Genomic DNA, 735 nt, shown 5'->3' with positions numbered 1-735 from the left:
TTCGCCACGTCCCCCGTGCGGTACATCCGGCTGCCCGGCGCGCCGAACGGGTTCGCCACGAAGCGCTCGGCCGTCAACTCCGCCCGGCCCAGATAGCCGCGCGCCAGACCGACGCCGGCAATGTAGAGCTCGCCCGCCACCCCCACCGGTACCGGCTGCAGCCGCCCGTCCAGCACGTACACCTGCGTGTTGCTGATCGGCCGGCCGATGGGAATATCGTCGGGAAAATAGCGCACGTCACATGCCCAAAAAGTCACGTCGACAGAGGCTTCGGTCGGACCATAAAGATTGTGCAATTCGACGTGCGGCAACAGCGCGCATAGTCGGCGCACGGTCGAGCCGGACAATCCTTCGCCGCTGCAGAAGATTCGCGACAAGGTCTCGCATCGTCTCGCCGCCTCTTCGTTGCGCTCGAGAAAATCGGTAAACACCTGGAGCATCGATGGCACGAAGTGCATCGTGGTAATACGCTGCCGCTCGATCAAATCGACCAGATAGTCGGGCTCTCTATGTCCGTCGACGCGCGCGAATACCAACCGCGAACCCGTTTGCAATGGCCAGAAGAATTCCCAGACCGATACGTCGAAACTGAACGGAGTCTTTTGCATCACAGCATCGAACACCTGCAGTCCATATGCTTGCTGCATCCAATGCAGTCGGTTGGCGATCCCCGCGTGGGGAATCACGACACCCTTGGGGCGCCCTGTCGAACCCGAGGTGTAGATCACATAGGCC

1 protein-coding gene is annotated in these 735 nt (G+C 61.2%); it reads right to left on the bottom strand.

Annotation, left to right across the window (positions count from 1 at the left end; translation table 11 throughout):
* Nucleotides 1-735, bottom strand: a 735-nt coding sequence (locus tag J3489_RS21885; RefSeq protein ID WP_207001574.1) for an AMP-binding protein, incomplete at both ends; no start/stop codon positions are given.

The sequence above is a fragment of the Trinickia mobilis genome, from assembly GCF_017315705.1.
In the GTDB taxonomy this organism is placed as follows: Bacteria; Pseudomonadota; Gammaproteobacteria; order Burkholderiales; family Burkholderiaceae; genus Trinickia_A; species Trinickia_A mobilis.
This window is presented reverse-complemented; position numbering and strand designations above follow the sequence as displayed.